This is a genomic window from Hydrogenovibrio marinus (genome assembly GCF_013340845.1).
GTDB classification, from domain to species: domain Bacteria; phylum Pseudomonadota; class Gammaproteobacteria; order Thiomicrospirales; family Thiomicrospiraceae; genus Hydrogenovibrio; species Hydrogenovibrio marinus.
The window spans coordinates 570,993-585,862 of sequence record NZ_AP020335.1 but is presented as its reverse complement, the minus strand read 5'-3'; the positions used below and the strand labels follow the sequence as shown (position 1 = coordinate 585,862).

At 42.5% G+C, this 14,870-nt stretch carries 12 protein-coding genes; 8 read left to right on the top strand and 4 right to left on the bottom strand.

What is annotated here, in order from left to right; translation table 11 throughout:
• Nucleotides 1-4 precede the first annotated feature (4 nt).
• Genes HVMH_RS02735 through HVMH_RS02725 form a run of 3 tightly spaced genes read left to right on the top strand, consistent with a single transcriptional unit; the run spans nucleotide 5 to nucleotide 3,325 of the window.
• The gene (locus HVMH_RS02735; RefSeq protein WP_232087793.1) at nucleotides 5-1,057 is read left to right on the top strand and encodes a hydroxymethylglutaryl-CoA reductase; all 1,053 of its coding nucleotides are present in this window, start codon (nucleotides 5-7) and stop codon (nucleotides 1,055-1,057) included.
• A gap of 35 nt (nucleotides 1,058-1,092) precedes the next feature.
• The gene (fni, locus tag HVMH_RS02730; protein WP_029907665.1) at nucleotides 1,093-2,136 is read left to right on the top strand and encodes a type 2 isopentenyl-diphosphate Delta-isomerase; all 1,044 of its coding nucleotides are present in this window, start codon (nucleotides 1,093-1,095) and stop codon (nucleotides 2,134-2,136) included.
• Nucleotides 2,137-2,155: 19 nt separating this feature from the next.
• A complete protein-coding gene (locus tag HVMH_RS02725; RefSeq protein ID WP_029907663.1) occupies nucleotides 2,156-3,325 on the top strand; it encodes a hydroxymethylglutaryl-CoA synthase in 1,170 nt (389 codons plus the stop codon).
• A 33-nt stretch (nucleotides 3,326-3,358) separates the two neighbouring features.
• Here HVMH_RS02725 and HVMH_RS02720 read toward each other — a convergent pair whose 3' ends face one another.
• The 4 genes from HVMH_RS02720 to HVMH_RS02705 form a co-directional block, all read right to left on the bottom strand.
• Nucleotides 3,359-4,729 (bottom strand): GGDEF domain-containing protein, encoded by a 1,371-nt coding sequence (locus tag HVMH_RS02720; protein WP_029907661.1) that lies wholly within the window; start codon nucleotides 4,727-4,729, stop codon nucleotides 3,359-3,361.
• A gap of 94 nt (nucleotides 4,730-4,823) precedes the next feature.
• Nucleotides 4,824-5,645, bottom strand: a complete 822-nt coding sequence (locus HVMH_RS02715; RefSeq protein ID WP_029907659.1) for a phosphatase PAP2 family protein — start codon at nucleotides 5,643-5,645, stop codon at nucleotides 4,824-4,826.
• Complete coding sequence (locus tag HVMH_RS02710) at nucleotides 5,638-7,005, bottom strand: sensor histidine kinase (protein WP_029907657.1); 1,368 nt, start codon at nucleotides 7,003-7,005, stop codon at nucleotides 5,638-5,640. The genes HVMH_RS02715 and HVMH_RS02710 overlap by 8 nt, the downstream gene beginning before the upstream one ends.
• A 56-nt stretch (nucleotides 7,006-7,061) precedes the next feature.
• Complete coding sequence (locus HVMH_RS02705) at nucleotides 7,062-7,757, bottom strand: response regulator transcription factor (protein ID WP_029907655.1); 696 nt, start codon at nucleotides 7,755-7,757, stop codon at nucleotides 7,062-7,064.
• A 221-nt stretch (nucleotides 7,758-7,978) separates the two neighbouring features.
• Here HVMH_RS02705 and HVMH_RS02700 point away from each other — a divergent pair, with 221 nt between their 5' ends.
• The 5 genes from HVMH_RS02700 to HVMH_RS02680 all read left to right on the top strand — a co-directional run bounded on the left by HVMH_RS02700 (nucleotide 7,979) and on the right by HVMH_RS02680 (nucleotide 14,769).
• Nucleotides 7,979-8,431 carry a PepSY domain-containing protein gene (locus HVMH_RS02700; RefSeq protein WP_029907652.1) on the top strand — a complete coding sequence of 151 codons (453 nt, stop codon included), beginning with the start codon at nucleotides 7,979-7,981 and terminating at the stop codon, nucleotides 8,429-8,431.
• Between the two features lie 18 nt (nucleotides 8,432-8,449).
• A complete protein-coding gene (locus HVMH_RS02695; protein WP_051623162.1) occupies nucleotides 8,450-9,802 on the top strand; it encodes a TolC family protein in 1,353 nt (450 codons plus the stop codon).
• A complete protein-coding gene (locus tag HVMH_RS02690) occupies nucleotides 9,799-10,857 on the top strand; it encodes an efflux RND transporter periplasmic adaptor subunit (protein ID WP_029907648.1) in 1,059 nt (352 codons plus the stop codon). Before HVMH_RS02695 ends, HVMH_RS02690 begins: the two co-directional genes overlap by 4 nt.
• Nucleotides 10,857-13,913, top strand: coding sequence for an efflux RND transporter permease subunit (locus HVMH_RS02685; protein WP_029907639.1), 3,057 nt, complete (start codon nucleotides 10,857-10,859; stop codon nucleotides 13,911-13,913). Before HVMH_RS02690 ends, HVMH_RS02685 begins: the two co-directional genes overlap by 1 nt.
• 76 nt (nucleotides 13,914-13,989) lie before the next feature.
• The gene (locus HVMH_RS02680) at nucleotides 13,990-14,769 is read left to right on the top strand and encodes a COG4705 family protein (RefSeq protein ID WP_197942629.1); all 780 of its coding nucleotides are present in this window, start codon (nucleotides 13,990-13,992) and stop codon (nucleotides 14,767-14,769) included.
• Nucleotides 14,770-14,870 lie beyond the last annotated feature (101 nt).

Sequence of the window (14,870 nt, the reverse complement as noted above, 5' to 3'; positions counted from 1 at the left end):
ATCGATGAATCAAACTTCAAGTTTTGCACAGATTCCTATGCAATCTGTAGGCCCATTCAAATTAATTGGTGATGTTTGCACCGATGATTTGATGGTTCCGATGGCAACTTACGAAACACCACTATGGCCTTCTGTAGCCCGTGGTGCGCGCGTAACTCACCACAGCGGCGGCATTCGTGTCACGGTGATGGACGAGCGCATGTCACGCTCCATCCTTTTAGAAGCACCAGATGCCAGTGTTGCTCGTGAGCGTTTAAGACACATACAACAACGCCAAGGCGAGTTGCAAGCCATCATCTCCGAGTCTAGTCGTTTCGCAAAATTAATCGCCCTTAACTGGCAAGTTGTCGGTAATCTGATTTATCTACGTTTGGAGCTGACCACTGGTGATGCTTCCGGGCATAACATGGTCACCAATGCCGCGGATAAATTGATTCCTTGGCTATTGGAAACCTACGGGGATTTGTCCTACGTTTCCATCTCCGCCAACTACTGTACTGATAAAAAAGTCTCCGCCGTCAACGGCATTCTGGGGCGCGGCAAAAACGTGGTTTGTGAAACAGCCATTCCGCGTAAACTTTGTCAGCGTTTTTTAAAGACAACACCGGAAGCTTTAGTCGACCTTCACATCAAAAAAGATTTGATCGGTAGTATCGTCTCCGGTGGACTGCGTAGCGCCAACGCTCATGTTGCGAACATGCTGCTCGGTTTTTACCTTGCCACTGGTCAAGATGCCGCCAATATCGTCGAAGGCTCTCAAGCCATCAATCATGTCGAAGTGACTTCCGATGGCGATTTGTATTTTTCCACCACCCTGCCAAACCTCATTGTCGGCAGTGTTGGTAACGGCAAAGGACTTGAATTCGTTCAGCAGAACTTAGAACAACTCGGCTGCCTTAATCCCAATGCAGAACCGGGCGAAAATGCTCGCCGCCTGGCTTGCATTGCCGGTGCAACGGCGCTATGTGGTGAACTGTCTTTATTAGCGGCACAAACCAACCCGGGCGAGTTGATGGCAGCGCACATCAAACTTGAACGTTCAGAAAAAAGCGTCTAATTGCCTAAGTCTATTTGTTTCAACGGAATCCATTTATGACCCGCCAAAACGACTTTATTCATCAACGCAAACAGGATCATATCCAAACAATATTGGATGATCCTCAGATTGAGCGTCACCAGAGTGGATTCGACCAAATTCAGCTCACTCACTGTGCGTTGCCAGAGTGTGACTTTGATGCCATCAATACCCAAACAGAATTCTTAGGAAAAACACTTTCCTTTCCGCTGCTGATTTCCTCAATGACGGGCGGCAAATCGGCAAACCTGATGAAAATCAATCAAGCCCTTGCAGAAGCCGCCGAAGCCATGCAAGTGGCATTGGCTGTTGGCTCGCAACGTGTGATGATTGAAGATGTCTCTGCGGAAGAAAGCTTCAAACTGAGACGCTATGCCCCGACAACTCCGCTGATTGCGAACATGGGCGCAGTGCAATTGAATTACGGTTTTAGCCGGGACGATGCCCAGCGCATGGTCGAAACCCTTCAAGCAGATGCGCTTTATCTTCACCTGAATCCTTTACAGGAAGTGATTCAGCCAGAGGGTGATAAAAACTTTGCAGGCTTGCTCGACAAAATCCGTGAACTTGCCGTCGATTTTCCAGTGCCGATTATCCTCAAAGAAGTCGGGTGCGGTTTGTCCGCAACCGATATTGAGAAGGGCTTACAATCGAGTATCAAGTGGTTTGATTTGGCCGGGCGCGGCGGAACTTCCTGGAGCCGAATCGAAGCACACCGCAATGGAGACCCTAAGGCACAAGACTTAGGCGTTTTGTTCCAAGACTGGGGACTGACCACGCCTCAAGCTCTGATACAAGCCCGCCCGTATCAAGACCGCGCGCATTTTATCGCCAGCGGCGGCATTCGCAATGGCATTGACATGGTGAAATCAGTTATAATGGGCGCCCAAATTTGCGGTATCGCAGCGCCTTTCCTGGAACCAGCAATGGACTCCACTGAGGCGACGGTGGCGAAAATACAGCAGTTTGCCAATGAATTCCGTACTGCGCAGTTCCTACTGGGTGCTTCGGATCTCTCGCAACTGCTTTTAAATGACAATTTGATTCTCAATAGACAATAAAGAAAAGAACTCCTCTAAAATGACCATTGGTATCGACTTAATCCACTTCTCCACCTCAGACTATTTCTTGGGGTTGGATACGTTTGCAAAAGAGAAAAGCGTGGATTTGGACAAATACACCATTGGTATCGGTCAGGAAAAAATGTCTATTGCGCCACCAGATGAAGACATCATTACCCTAGCGGCAAAAGCGGCGGCTCCTATCCTGGAACAAATTGAGAAAAACGATATCACAGCGGTTCTGTTTGCCACTGAGTCCGGCATCGATCAATCCAAGTCAGCGGGCGCCTTCTTGCACGGGTTGCTACAACTGCCAAACCGTTGTCGCGTCATGGAGTTCAAACACGCTTGCTATGCCGGAACGGCAGCACTTCAGATGGCCACCAAAATGGTCGCCGCCAATCCGAAAGAAAAGATTCTGGTCATCGCCGCCGATATCGCTAAATATGATGTAGATTCATCCGGTGAAGCCACTCAAGGTTGTGGCGCGGTTGCGATGTTGGTCACTGACAATCCTCGCATTTTAAAAATCGAGCCGGGCTCTGGTTACTACACCGAAGACGTCAACGACTTCTGGCGCCCAAACCACCGTGAAACCGCCTTAGTCGATGGAAAATACTCAACTAAAGTCTATTTGAACAGCATGAAACATGCTTGGGATAACTTTGTAGAAGAGACTGGCCGCGGCTTTGATGATATTGATGCCTTCTGCTACCACATCCCCTTTTCTCGTATGACAGAAAAGGCACACAAAACCTTAATCAAGAAAGTCGGCGCAAAAATTGATGATGAAACTTTCAAACGTCAGACGGATGCAGGCCAAGTGTACAACCGCATTGTCGGCAACAGCTATAGCGCATCTCTATATATCGGTTTCTGCTCTTTTCTGGACAATGCCGAAGAGTCTTTGGAAGGTAAGCGTTTCGGCTTCTTCAGTTATGGTTCTGGCTGTGTTGCCGAATTTTTCAGTGGGGCTATCCAATCGAATTATCGTCAATATTTGATGACGGACAGCCACAAAAAACAAATCAACTCTCGCCAAGCACTGAGCTATCAGCAATACCTTGCGTTTTACCATTCAGTAAATTTGTCAGTGGAGAACATCAAATTACCTCTGACCAACAAGGGATCCTATCGTTTAAAAGCGGTTGAAAACCATATCCGTATTTACGAAAGACAACAGTCTTAAGCCAAGCCTACCTCCCAACCTGGCAGATTTTCATTAAAAGCGTGTTTGGTTTTTCCCTTCACGTTTTGACTCGTAAAGCTTTTCATCCGCTTCTTTGATGACCGTCATGTAATCGGGATGGTTCGAGAACTCTGACACGCCAAACGAACAGGTAATGAAAAGTGGTGCTTTCTCACCAACATCTATTGGCGTTTTGTTGATTCTCTCACGGATTTTCTCCGCAGTGCTTACCCCTTTACTCAAACCGCACTCTGGTAACAATAGTAGAAATTCTTCTCCACCATAACGGAAAGCATAGTCCGATAGCTGAATTTCTTCTCTGGCGGCTTTACCCACTTCCAGGATAACTTTATCGCCAGTCAGGTGACCATATTCGTCGTTTATTTTCTTAAAGTTGTCAATATCGAACATCACCACCGAATAAGAAGTCTTGGCGGTCATGGCTGTCTGAGTTTCACTTTGAATAATCGGCGCCAAATAACGGCGACTGATCAAACCGGTCAAGCCATCCTGCTGCTCCGATTCTTTAAGAATTTGCTCAGAAATATGAGTCAATAGAAACGTAATTTCCTTCACCAGATTGCGCACTTTATTACCATGTACGGGTAACTCACCAACGCTTCTTTCTTTAATAACTTGACGCAAGTTTTGCTGTAATTGCTGGATTTGATCGACACTTTCCATTTTCTTAGCAAGGAAAGGCAATTTATGGGTAATCCAAAGACCGCATTCATTGGCTTCAGCTTCAGTGACTGGAAACTCAATGCCTGGTGTAGCCGAGGTAATGTACCCTAAGTAATCCGCAAGCCAGTTATACAACTTAGACTTGATTTGCACGATTTCCAGCGCAGTATCTTTAGGAGAGGTGTGATATTGGTAGTCGATTGCCGCACGCTTGTGCTGAACAAGATTATGCAAGTAGGCTTCGTTGATTAAGTTCAAACTGTTCACCAATAAGGTATCGAGCAAAATCATTAAGCGTAACTTCTCATCAGCATTAAAACTGTCGCTGTCATAAACAGCCGCAATGAACTTGTGCTTGATAAAAAACATTGAGGTGCTGACCAGTGCCATCGGAATGTTAATGCGTGCATGCACCTCACCCACATGGTATTGTGTTTCCACAACACGCCCTATTTCGCCTAAATCCACCTTTGGTGAAAGCAATTGATGCAACCAAGCCTTCAGCTCACTTTTCAAACGGTTCTGCACCAACTCAGTAGAGAGAAACTTTGCAGCTTCTGGGTTCTCCATCAACTTTTCATAGAAAAAATCTGCTGCTTCAGGAATCAGTGCCGAAAAAATATTCTGCCCGCTTTCCAACAAGGCATTATTTTCCACACTGTAGATACCTTCAAAGCTATAGGATTTAAAACCGCCACTCACATCGTGTTTTTCAAGCATAGTCTTCTCTAACTGTTAAGCGAATCATTTAGATATTATAACCCTACAAAAAGTAGAAAAGTTGCTATGTAATGCTTTGATCTCAGCAGAGACCCTATCTTTGGAGCTGATCTTGATATAAAGAATGCTCGCCGAACAATTCGAATCCAATCCATCCTAGACAAAACATTGCAATTAAAAAAGCCGCCTTCCAACCTGGTTGTCTCACGCCCCCAGAATTGCCTGTCACACCAAATTTTTGCCATAAATACACGCCTACACCTAAAGTTATAGAAAGCGCCCCCACAAGCATCCCTCCGACAACATCACTTAGGTAATGCACGCCTAAATACAACCTACTCAGAAGAAGCAAGTTAACAATGGAAAACGTTAAAATGAAAAGTGCTAATCGATTTACCTTTTGCTTAGATTCCAGTATAAGAATCAACCCGATTAAGCCGTAAAATGAAACTGCAATGGTTGAGTGCCCTGAAGGAAAACTAAATGAGTGCATCGGAAATAATGGATCTTCGGGTCTTGCTCTGGCAATCGTATTTTTGCCCAAATAAATCAGCAGCAGACTTGTGCCTAGCGACACAAGCAATGGCGCTATCCATATCGACAGCCTCATCCAAAGTAAGCCTGTGACCGATAAAATGAATCCCCAAGCAACGAGTAAGGGTTGCCCTAAAAAAGTAAATATCAAGAAAAACTCGACAAAGCGATGTGTTCTTACTGCCTCAAAATAGGACGCAAGACGGTAATCTAGTTGAACAATCCAATCGCTTGTAATGACATCTTCGGTCAAGCCCCCTAGATGAATTGAAATATAGCCGAAAATCAAAAAGAGACCCGAGAGCGGCAAACCGTTAAACTTATCTTTTCGAACTCGATCTTTTAACCATCCGAAGAGAGCACTTATCTTTCCATTAGTCATTGCAGTTAAAAAGCGCTTCGGCCATAAAACGGTTGTCTATTACTTTAAGTTTAAGATCTGAGCCATGAGTATTAAATATAGCTTTGACCAATGACAGCCCTAGTCCATTTCCTTCACTTGAGCGAGCATTTTCCAATCTAACAAAAGGCTTTGTAATTTCTTCAAGCTGTTGCTTCATCAAAGTAACCCCTGTATTTACTATAGATAAGTTGATAGATGCACCTTGTTGTTTCAGCGAGAAAATGATGCTTTCTCCTGTTTGAGTGTAATGAAGTGCATTTTCCAATAAATTGATGATCGCTTGAGCCAGCAGTTGCCGATCTCCATCCAAAACAATTCCTTCTTGGATGGCGCTTTGCCAAAGAATGCTTTTTTGATCCGCCATTTCTGAATATACCAAACTTAAATCATCACATAATGTCGACAAATCAACCTTGGAAAAATTCTTCTGCGGATTAGATGACTCTAGGCGCCCTAGCTGGAGTATAGCGTTAAAGGTTTTGTTGAGATTTTCCAAATCACTGAAAGAGGATTCCAAATCTTCCGGCGAAATAACCGCTTGAGCCTGTAGACCTTCAAGCTGAGCCTGAACACGAGTCAAAGGTTTTCTCAAATCATGCGCAATGTTTTGACTCACCTGCTTTATATCTTTCATGAGTCGCTCAATCGTATCGAGCATTTTGTTCAAATGGACTACGAGTTCATCGAATTCGTCCATTTTGGCGTTATTACCTAATTCAAATTCGACTCTTTGATGAAGCTCTCCATGTTCAACTCGCCTTGCAGCGTTATTAATGCGCTCAATTTTCTTTAAGATGGTACGACCTTGTATCCAGCCAAGAAACAAAGAAATCAAGGTAACCGCTATCACCAAAAAAACCATCACAAACATCGTAAAATCATTTAACTGCTCGGTCGTATCAATACTTTGTGTAATCAGAATCTTTGACCCATCAGGAAACTCATTAGCAATAGTAGGCCATAGCCCTTCGTCAATATCTGCCCACTCTTTGGGTAAGTCATTTTCTTCAAATAAAATGTTACTGACCTGCCCATTGGCTTTTGCTTCGCTCGGCCAATGACGTAAAGAGCCTGCTAAAACTGTATTGTCTTTCGACAGATAAAGATAATAGCGATGACTATGCCCCCTCGACTCATTCTCAATACCCAAGCGTTCTAGCCGTTCAATCAGACCCGGCGTTCCCTTTTCAGCTTCTATGCGACTTAACTGTTGCAAGCTATACTTCAAATCTGAACTGATCTGGACTAAAACAAAGCTACTGACCAGCCAATATAAAACTAGCATCGCAACCATGGTTAATACGCTCAATAGAATTGATTGGCGAATAGCCAAACGCATTGCAAGCGTTTTCCATGAATCCGGTAAGTATTTTGAGAAGAAGTTAATCAAAGTTGCTACTCAACTAATGATGGTTCTTTGGAGAAGACATAGCCTTTGCCCCTTATTGTGTGAATTAGCGCCGTTGAGAAAGGTTTATCTACCTTGGTTCTCAACCTGGAAATTTGAGTATCAATTAAGTTGGAATCGGTTTCAAAATGGAAATCCCAAACTTTCTCAAGTAACATCTTTCGCGTCATCACTTGATTGGCATGTCTAAGAAAGTATTCAAGTAACTTTCTTTCTTGTGGCTGCAAATGTATTCTTTCACCATCTCTGAAAACCTTACCATTAATGGTGTTCAGTTTTACGCCAAATGCTGTTAGCCACTCTGTATCACTATCTTGAACAGTCTGATTGCGTTTATATAAAACATTTAACCGGGCAATCAGTTCACTTAACGCATAGGGCTTAACAAGATAGTCGTCACCACCGGCTTCAAGCCCTTCAACACGTTCATCTACCTCACCCAAAGCACTTAAAATTAATACTGGCGTTGCGATGCCTTGGCGCCGCATTTTTCCAAGTGCTTCAATGCCATCCATCTTAGGCATCATTCTATCCATAACAATGACATCAAAACTTTCTTCACCCACCGCCAAAAGTGCACTTTGTCCATCACTAGCAATTTGAGTCACCATACTTTGTGCTTGTAAGGATTTTGCCAATGTTGTCGCGGCAATATTGTCGTCCTCGACAATTAATATCTTCATTTTTGTGCTCTCAGTTCATTTATTTCTAAATTAGAGAATTTTTCGCAAATATCAAGTAAATAAATCGATTTCTTACCAAATGGTAACACTCGATCTCAACCTTACTAAATGGTAATCATCTTGAATTTGTATCTTACCTAGAATAACAAGTGACAAAACAGCAACCTATAAAGCTTAAGTGTATAAAACAGTAGGGCTTTTTAATACTAGAGGTAATCTATATGAAACTTTCAACTAACAATCGCGCTTTTTTGCTTGGTTTAGCCATATCCAGTGGATTGATATTTAGCAATATCAGCTATGCGAGCTCTAATAAATCATTTAGCGGCATCCCTATTCAAGGCGCATTAAACAGTATGCAACTGACGCAGTTAACAACGCAAGACGATGAGGAAAATGATGCAGAGATGCAAGGCCAGATAAAAATCAGTTGGTTGCAATCTTTCCAAGACAACACCAAGCTTGCACAAATCAAACAAGACGAAGCTGTTGCACTTGGAAATAAAACGGGCCTAGGCCAAGTCATTCAGGCAAAGCTGGATGAAGATGAGGGCTACTTGGTTTGGGAACTCGGAATGATTGGCAATCATGGAAACCTAATGAAATTGACCCTTGATGCTGGCAATGGAAACGCATTGAAGTTAGAGGTTAAAGACCAAGAAGACGAAGATTAATTTTCTCAGAGTATCGACATGAATATGAAGCGACAATTTGCAAAAAGTCACGGACTTCCCATAGTCTTAATAATGACACTACTAAGTGGGTGTACAACCTATCAGGCAAAGCCCCTAAATGATTACATCTCGCTCCCACAAGCATTGACGCAACTCAAGGGCGGTGACAAGCAAAGTGTCTCTTCATCGGTCGATTTGGATGTTTATCAAGTGGCAGCAATCGCACTGTTAAACAACCGCGACTTAAACATCAAACGTGCACAGCTGCATGTTAACGAAGCACAGTTGGTGAGTGCAAAACTTTTTGCTGATCCACAATTATCAGCAAACTTTGACCAACCGACCTCCAATGCTCCTGGCATCGTGAATGCATGGGGCATTGGACTTAGCTATGATGTGATGTCACTAATTACACACAGTTCACAGGTAAAAAGTGTCAAATACCAAGTTCAACAAGCAAAACTGGATATGGAATGGCAGGAGTGGCAAGTCGTTCAGCAAGCCAGAATATTGTTTCTGAAAAGCCTATCTGAACAACAACAACTCAATTTGCTTGCTTCCAGTTTGAAACTTTATCAAGAGCGTTATCAACGTTCTGAAAAAGCGATGAATCAAGGGAACGCCACATTAGAAACGGTGAGTACCGACTTAACCAGTCTAGTTGACCTAACCAGTCAGGTTAACCAACTTTCTCAAACTCATAGTGAAACACAACAAGCATTATCAGAACTGATGGGGTTGGATTCTCGGGTTATCGTCAATTTAAAACCGTCCGGGTTACCAAGCGAAATCGACAAGCAAGACATTGAAACTGCGCTGACAAATCTACCTAAAAACAGACCTGACCTATTAGCCCTCAAAGCTGGTTATGAATCCCAGGAAATGAAAGTCCATCAAGCGGTTTTAAATCAATTTCCATCCATTAATATCGGATTTAACCATGCCAGCGACACTGGAAGTGTTGTTACGAATGGCCTGAGCATGAGTATTAATCTACCCATATTTAATGGTAATAAAGGCGTGATTGCACAAGAACGTGCAACCAGAGAACAGTTACGCTTGGAATATAAAAACCGTCTTAGCCAATCAGCCAACCAGGTAAACAATCTTATTGAGAAACGTCATTCACTGAATATGCATCTGGACAGTTTGAACCTCTATTTGCCTAAATTAAAAACCTTGGTCAACCAAGCGACACCTGCATATAACAACGGTGACTTGGATGCACTTGTCTATATCAATTTAGAAAACAGTTGGATACAAAAACAACTGGAAAGACTAAATGTTCAAGAGCAAATTTCACTCAATGCAATTGCATTAGATACCTTGCTAGCAATTCCTTTTAAAAGCGCTTCGGGAGAAAACAAATGAAAAAATGGTTAGCCCTTCAGTTTATTGTCTTAACGACTTTCTCAAACATTTGTTTTGCCGACGATGATGATTCTGCACCTGCACCGGATATTCAGGTTACTGCGACTGTTAAAACTGTGCCTGTCATGCAAAAAGTCATTCAACAAACAATTATTGCCTATGGAACAATCCTGCCTGATGCTGATCAAATCACAACCTTATCCATGCCTCATGCAGGCCTAGTTGAAAATGTATGGGTTAGACCTGGTCAAAAAGTTAAAAAAGGGGATTTGTTGTTTTCGTTAAATGCATCACCAGGTGAGAAGATGACATATCTTCAAGCAGAGGCGTCCGTTGAATTTGCAAAGAAAGATTTAAAAAGACAAGAGGAACTTTTGTCACAACATTTGGCAACCAAAGCACAGGTTACGTCAGCAAAGAAAACCTTACAAGATGCGCAAATACATTTAGCCAGTCTCAAAAAACAAGGGCTCGGTGAAAGCTTACAACGCTTTATCGCGCCACAAAATGGAATCGTCACTCAAGTTAATATTCAGGCAGGTCAACGAGTTCAAACGGATTCTAGTGCGATTCAAATAGCGAGTGATCAACAATTTGTTGTTCGACTTGGCGTGGAACCAGAAGATCTTGCTAATTTGACAGTTGGTCAAACAGTAAAAATCCAATCTGTTTTTGATTTGGAAAAGCCATTTGAGTCTAAGGTATCTCAGATTCATGCCATGCTGAACCCAACCACTCACCTAGTCGATGTCATCGTACCGATTCCATCAGATCAGGCAACCCATTATGTCATCGGAAGTCGCTTAAAAGGCGAAATACAAATGGCATCTCATGACGCTTTAACAGTCCCGAGAAGTGCGATTCTGACCGATAACGAAGGTAGTTATGTTTTCAGTGTTCACGATGGAGAGGCTCAGCGAATTAACATCCATACAGGTCAAAGCACTCATGAATGGGTTGAAGTCACAGAGGGTTTATCTATGGGCGAAAACGTGGTTTCGCATGGTAACTATGAGCTAGAACCAGGCATGAAAGTTCAAGAGGAGACGAAATAATGAATCTTGCACATTGGGCTTCCGCTCATAGACGATCCATTTTGTTTTTGTTTTCAATTCTGGTCATTGCCGGTGCATTTAGCTTATTCAAAATGCCGCAAGGTATGTTCCCGAATATCAGCTTTCCTAGAATTAGCGTAAGCGTCGAAGCAGGTGACCAACCAGCAGACCAAATGGTAATCGATGTCACCAGAAAATTGGAACAAGCACTTAGACCAATTCCTGGTGTGCAATCGATACGCTCGACCACAAGTAGAGGGAGCGCTGAAACCTCCATAAATTTTAAATGGGGGCAAGACATGCAGCAGGTTCTGTTACAGGTAGAATCAGCGGTCAATCAAGTTTTACCTAACCTTCCGCCTGGTACGACCTTTACGGTGAGACGAATGGATCCTACTGTGTTTCCGGTTATTGCCTATAGTTTGACTTCCAATGTGCTGAGCCAAATTAAAACACGTGACATCGCACAACAGGAACTCATTCCACTTTTGTCTTCTATTGAAGGGGTTGCAAAAATAAAAACAATGGGCGGCGATACGGAAGAATATCGTGTTGATGTAAATCCATCCAAACTATCCGCTTACGGACTTGCGTTCAGCGATGTCGTCCAAGCACTATCAGCAACCAATGTTCTTAAAGCAGTCGGTCGATTGGAAGATCACTACAAGCTTTATTTAACACTATCAGACACTCGCTTACAAAACTTACACTCGCTGCAAAACACAGTTCTCAAGTCAGGAGAAAATGGCTTTGTTCGGTTAGCAGATATAGCGGACATCCATAAAGATGTTACCCCCAACTGGTTGAAAACCTCAGCTGATGGCAAGCCAGCCACTTTTCTGTTGGTCTATCAACAGCCCAAAAGTAATGCCGTTAAGATTTCTCATGAAATAGAGAAACGCCTGGCAGACTACAAGCATAAATTGCCTACCTCGTTACACCTTTCCAAATGGTATGACCAGAGCGAGCTAGTCACCTCCTCTTCCAACTCTGTAACTGATGCAATACTCATTGGTGTTGTACTAGCAGCCTTTATTTTGATGATATTCCTTAGAAATATCAAAGTGACTTTCATTGCGCTTTTAATGGTTCCTTCTGCTCTAGCGATAACATCACTGTTACTTTATTTGTTAGGTGCAAGTTTCAACATCATGACACTAGGCGGCATGGCCGCAGCGGTCGGGCTAATTGTTGATGATGGCATAGTCATGATTGAGCACTTGGTTAGAAGGATTCGTGAGAAGAATACAACTAATGACTCATTAGCTCACCGACTCAGGGAAGCGGCTGTTGAGTTTACCAAGCCTTTGGCAGGGTCTTCGGCAGCCACCATTATTATTTTCATTCCGCTGGCATTTTTAGGTGGTGTGACGGGTGCTTTTTTCCAAGCACTTTCACTAACGATGGCTAGTGCATTGATTGCGTCATTTCTAATGGCTTGGCTTGCCGTTCCTTTGCTCGCGGAACATTTATTGCATGAAAAAGATGCAAATATTGAAGATTCAGGACGCATATTCAACGCGATTCAAAACCAATATCGAAACATCATGAATAAACTTGTGAAGAAGCCTATTTGGCTACTCGCAGGTCTGATTCCATTTATATTGCTGGGAGGGTATTCTTACAAGCAAGTTGGAAGCGGCTTTATGCCACACATGGATGAAGGTGGATTCATCTTGGATTTCGTACAAAAGCCCGGAACATCCATTACGGAAAGTGATCGTGTAGTTAATCAAATTGAAAAGATTATCGTCAACAATCCTGCGGTACAAACCTATTCATCAAGATTAGGTGGTCAATTAGGCGGAGGGATTACCGAATCTAATCAAGGTGATATGTTTATCAAGCTAAAACCCTTTCCAAGACCACCAATTGACCAAGTAATGTCTGAGATTAGAAATCAAATTGCTGCGAAGGTGCCTGGAGTTGAAGTTGAAACTGCCTTGTTAATGGAAGACGTGATTGGCGATTTAACGGCAGTACCTCAGCCGATTGAAATCAAATTATATGGAGATAATTTCGAAAACTTAATTCAAACCGCAGATAAAGTCGCCAATGCTATATCTTCAGTGAAAGGCGTTGTTGAAATTAAAAACGGTGTTGTACAAGCCGGTGATGCAATTACGGTCAAAGTTGATCGTGACAAAGCAGCCATAGAAGGTGTGAGCCCAGAAAGCATTACGACTCAAATGAACCAATGGTTAACGGGCGTAGTTACCACGCAAATTCAACAAGGCATCAAAATGGTTGGTGTAAGAGTCTGGACACCAAAATTTTCACGGCAAACCATTGAGGATATTGCAAAACTCTCTATTAGAGCGCCAGATGGACATTTATTTCCACTTAGTCGAGTAGCGACCATCAAAGTCGAAACAGGTCAGCCACAAATCACGAGAGAAAACCTAAAGAGAATGGTAGCGGTTACTGCGAGAATTGAAGGGCGAGACATGGGCTCAACCATTGCCGATATTAAACAAATTTTAAAACAACCAAACTTGTTACCAGACAATATCTACTATGAGTTAGGTGGCTTATATAAACAACAACAAATTGCTTTCAAAGGTCTTATTGGCGTCTTTATCTCTGCACTAGCATTAGTGTTTTTATTACTGCTGTTCTTGTACGAAGATTTTGCAGCTGCTACTGCGATACTCTCTGCGCCCTTGCTAGCCACGGGAATGGTTTTTACAGGATTGTGGGTAACTTCAATGGAGTTGAATATTACTGCTATGATGGGCATGACGATGATTGTCGGGATTGTGACAGAAGTATCCATCTTTTACTTCTCAGAATACCAAGCTCTACTGAAACAAAACTTGTCAATTCCACAGGCAATTGTTCAAGCTGGCGTTAATCGAATGAGGCCTATTGTGATGACCACTTTAGCAGCAATTTTGGCACTTATTCCACTGGCTATCGCGCTAGGACAAGGTTCTGAAATGCAGCAACCATTAGCCATTGCGATTATTTCTGGGTTAATTGTTCAGGTTCCTTTGGTCATTATTGTGATGCCGATTATTTATAGAGCCCTTCTTAGGAAAAGAGTTACAACTTAACCTTACTAAATGGTAATCATGTCAATGCCATGTTTTTCCTAAACTAAGCTTGATCTTTTGCTTAGGAGGGAAGAACATGGATCAACAATTGAAACAATTTTTATTGCGAGTGCCGGAAGTTACGCTTCTGTTTTGGGTTGTCAAAACCCTATCCACAACTGTCGGAGAAACGGGAGCCGATTTTCTAGCATTTGATTTAAATCTAGGTATGCCTATCGTTGCAACCATCATGTCTGGTGCCATGGTCATACTTTTGTATTTTCAATTTGCTAAATTCAAAACCTATATCCCCATGGTTTATTGGTCAATTGTCATTTTAATGAGTATAAATGGCACATTAATCACGGATATATTGGTCGATAATTTTGGCGTCAGTTTAGAAACACTAACAATTGTGTTTACTCTGGCAATGTTGGCTGGTTTTGGTTTGTGGTACAAAGATGAAAAAACGCTCAGCATTCATTCCATCGATACTGGAAAACGAGAAGCTTACTACTGGGTAGTTATTCTTTTAGCCTTTGCTCTTGGAACAGGTGTTGGTGATTTGCTTTCTGAAGCCTTAGCTCTTGGTTACTCGACTGCTCTAACAATTTTTGGAGGTGCTATTGCTTTAGTTGCTATGTGGTATTTCCTCTTTGGTCTAAATGCTGTGTTAGCTTTTTGGATAGTTTATGTGTTAACTCGTCCACTGGGTGCTTCATTGGGAGACTTTTTGATTAAGCCTGTCGCAGATGGTGGTTTAGGAATCGGAATGATGAGTGTTAATGTTGCGTTTTTGGCATCTATTGTTTTGATTGTTGTGGTGATGTCCTTTAGAGCGAAAAAAGTGCTAAGCAATAGCGCTAAGGGCATTTAGTTTAGAGGAAATTCGTGAGGAGCAAGCCCTGTTTTTACAGGGCTTTTTGCTTTCTAAAAGCCTGATTATTTATTGAGAAACAAAACAAAGGAGTCGATTTA

What these genes read in the sequence shown, in the direction of transcription:
- HVMH_RS02700 (WP_029907652.1), top strand. Translation starts at nt 7,979, where the DNA reads ATGAAACTTTCAACTAACAATCGCGCTTTTTTGCTTGGTTTAGCCATA.
- HVMH_RS02685 (WP_029907639.1), top strand. Translation starts at nt 10,857, where the DNA reads ATGAATCTTGCACATTGGGCTTCCGCTCATAGACGATCCATTTTGTTT.
- HVMH_RS02715 (WP_029907659.1), bottom strand. Translation starts at nt 5,645, where the DNA reads ATGACTAATGGAAAGATAAGTGCTCTCTTCGGATGGTTAAAAGATCGA.
- HVMH_RS02680 (WP_197942629.1), top strand. Translation starts at nt 13,990, where the DNA reads ATGGATCAACAATTGAAACAATTTTTATTGCGAGTGCCGGAAGTTACG.
- HVMH_RS02720 (WP_029907661.1), bottom strand. Translation starts at nt 4,729, where the DNA reads ATGCTTGAAAAACACGATGTGAGTGGCGGTTTTAAATCCTATAGCTTT.
- HVMH_RS02690 (WP_029907648.1), top strand. Translation starts at nt 9,799, where the DNA reads ATGAAAAAATGGTTAGCCCTTCAGTTTATTGTCTTAACGACTTTCTCA.
- HVMH_RS02735 (WP_232087793.1), top strand. Translation starts at nt 5, where the DNA reads ATGAATCAAACTTCAAGTTTTGCACAGATTCCTATGCAATCTGTAGGC.
- HVMH_RS02725 (WP_029907663.1), top strand. Translation starts at nt 2,156, where the DNA reads ATGACCATTGGTATCGACTTAATCCACTTCTCCACCTCAGACTATTTC.
- HVMH_RS02710 (WP_029907657.1), bottom strand. Translation starts at nt 7,005, where the DNA reads ATGCGTTTGGCTATTCGCCAATCAATTCTATTGAGCGTATTAACCATG.
- HVMH_RS02705 (WP_029907655.1), bottom strand. Translation starts at nt 7,757, where the DNA reads ATGAAGATATTAATTGTCGAGGACGACAATATTGCCGCGACAACATTG.
- fni (WP_029907665.1), top strand. Translation starts at nt 1,093, where the DNA reads ATGACCCGCCAAAACGACTTTATTCATCAACGCAAACAGGATCATATC.
- HVMH_RS02695 (WP_051623162.1), top strand. Translation starts at nt 8,450, where the DNA reads ATGAATATGAAGCGACAATTTGCAAAAAGTCACGGACTTCCCATAGTC.